Annotated in this window: 1 protein-coding gene; it reads right to left on the reverse strand. The window is 58.9% G+C overall.

The genetic code is table 11. The annotated features are described in order from the left end of the window. The coding region (locus PAT3040_RS37545) for an MBG domain-containing protein (RefSeq protein ID WP_181376896.1) at window positions 1-2,966 on the reverse strand (2,966 nt) is incomplete at both ends.

The following is a 2,966-nucleotide window of genomic DNA, read 5'->3' on the forward strand; positions in this document are numbered from 1 at the left end:
CATGCCGGATAACATCCGGTAGAGCATAACAACCATTTGGGCCCGTGTAACGGAACGAGTCGGCTGAAATTCTCCCCTCTCGTTGCCCTGCACGATACCCGCTTCCGCCGCCTCCCGGACCGCATCCGCGGCCCAATCGGAAACGTCGGCGGCATCGGTAAGCCGGACTCCCTGACGGGCATTGCCAAAGTCCGTTCCCGCCGAACGAACGGCACGCATAATCATGACGGCCAGCTGCTCGCGGGAGACGCCTTCGTCCGGGCGGAACTCCCCGGCTGCGTAACCTTGAATCAAACCGGCGCCATAAGCCGCCGCAACCTCGTCCTCGTACCACTTCCCGGCCGTGTCATAGAACACTCCGTCCCCTTGGCCCGATGCAGTAGGACGAAGCCCCAGCGCCCGTACGAGCAGCGCCGCGGCTTCGGCGCGAGTCAGCCGACCCTCCGGATCGAAGCCTCCGTCGCCACGTCCCTGAACAATAAGTTTGGAAGCCAGGAGCTCTGCTTCCCGGCCCGCCCAATGCCTGCCCATATCTTTGAAGGAAACCTGATGGTTCAAGACGGCATAGATGCCGGAGCCAGTCACCTTGAATTCGGCGACCGACCGTCCGTCTTTCATCGCGAAGCTCGCCGGCACAAATCGGAATTGTCCCGTCTGCTCGTCTATGCGAACGAGAACCGCGCCGTCCGGCATTTCGCCATCGCCAAGCAGCAGCGTTTGCATTTGGAAAGGCACCTCGTCGTTCAAGCCGGCCGAGAAACGTACGTAATCCGTAAGCAACTCACTGCGCAGTCCACTCGCCTTAAGGGATTCGGGAGCCTCGCTTAGTCGTTCCGCTCCGAACATCCAAGTCGTCCGAGCTTCCGACTCCGTTTCCGACTGAAGGCCCGCCAGTTTTACGCCAATCGTCGCGCTGTCTCCTTGAAGGAGGAGCACCGCCTCCGGATTCATGGCAAACAATTTATCGACTGTCGTTTGACCCAGTATAACCATACCGGATTCTTTAATCGTCACGACACCTTCCTCTATCCGGTCGATTCCGATGTCGACGGTTGTCTCCGTCCCGTCGGGCCGGATGATCGTTGCGGTCGGACGATTTTGAGGCGTGCCCGTATACGGCAGGTAAACCGTCAGCTCGACCTCGATGGTCAGCCCTTCATAGCCTATCGTCACCTTGGTCGTGCCTGGCGCCTTAGCTAGCGCTCGCCCGTTCGAATCGACCTCGACGATCGAAGCGTCAAGCACGGTATAGGTTACCCCGGATAGATGGCTCCTGACGGTATCGTCCGAATACGTTGCCGTAACCTCAATGGTTTTCTCTTGACCGTAAATCATCGTGTACCGGGATAGATCCGTATGCAAGCTCACCGCGACGGGATCGAGGCAAAGCACCCGGACCGTAAACTTCTTCGTCCCGCTTACCGTGCCTTTCGTTACGGTCGCCGTCAGCTCGACGGAAGCATCTCCTTCCGTGTAAGCGGGCCGGCTCGCTTCTCCGGACTCCGCATTTACGATGTTCGGACGGGATGATGTCCAAACGATGCCGCTGCCCCATTCTCCTCCGTCCGGAAGCTGCAGAGGACCCGTCACCTGATCCGCGCTATCACCATCCGCATAGCCGATTTCTAATGCATCCAAGTCCCACTCCACTGCTTGTTCATTCGTCAAATCGGCTTCTTTGACCACGATCTCATACTCGACCGAGTAATCCGAACCGTCTATCCTCGTCTCCGCGGTTACTATAACGCGGACATCGCCCGAATCTCCGGGCACGAAAGCAGGACGATTGACCTTCCCGGTAGCGGTGACCACCGTATCAGGGGAGGACGACGTCCAGACGACCTCGTACCCTTCGGCGTCTTGCGAAGGCAGCGCGATATCTCCCGTCACCTCATGCGGTCCGTCCGAACCCGAGAACCCGATGCGCGGCGGATCGTATACCCGAAGCGTTCCTTCCATAAATTGAACGTCATAATTGCTCAGCTTGCCGTCCGGATCGTCGAGTTCCGCCGTGACCGGATATTCCCCTGCAGGACTGTCCTCGACCGCGATTGAACGGTACCGCGCCGTTATCTCGTCTTGATTGGCCAGGCCTGATAGCGCCCCGGTCAGATCCGGATTCGGGTGAGAGGTCCAGCGGACAGCGTTATGAGGAGTGACCAGCAAGCTCGCTTTCGTAACGGTCAACGTGCCCGGAACGAGCGTTGCGTTATAATTGACCAGCCTGCCGTCCGGATCGTTCAGGCCGATTTTGATCTCATAGCTGCCGACGGAGCTGGTCTCCGAGGCGGCGGTGGTATAGTCGGCCGTGATCGCATCGCCGTTCTTAAGCCCGGAAGACGTTCCGGTTAATGACGGGTTCGGTTGTCCGTATACACGCTCCGCATCCGTGGCGGCAAAGCTGAGCTCTGCCTTCCCGACAGCAAGACTCCCCTGCTGCAACGTAATCCGATAATTGCTCGCCGTTCCGTCCGGCTCCGTCACCGCCGATGTAATGGAATAATCCCCAACGGGACTTTCGGCAGTGGCCGCCGTCGTATAAGCGACGGGGATGTCATCCGAATTTTTCAGCCCGTCGAGCGTTCCCGTGAACGCTGGGTTAACTTCGCCATATAACCGACTGGCATCGGCAGGCCGAATCGTTAGCGGCGCTTGGGTAACCGCGAGCTTCCCCTTCTCCGTCTGGACTACGTAATTCGACAGCTTGCCCCCCTGATCCGCAACGGTCGGGGTTATGTCATACTGACCCACGGCGCTGCCTGCCGCAGCCTCGGTCGAATAAGTTATCGGGAACGTGTCTCCGTTGCGGAGACCGACACTGGTACTCGTGAAGACGGGATTCGGATCTCCGTATTCGCGCGTTTTATCATCGACCGTCACCGTAAAAGGCGCCTTGGAGATCGTCAGCTGCCCCTTCTCCGTCTGGACCTCGTAATTCGCCAGCTTGCCTCCCTGATCCGCGACGG

The organism is Paenibacillus agaridevorans, assembly GCF_003112455.1.
In the GTDB taxonomy this organism is placed as follows: Bacteria; Bacillota; Bacilli; order Paenibacillales; family Paenibacillaceae; genus Pristimantibacillus; species Pristimantibacillus agaridevorans.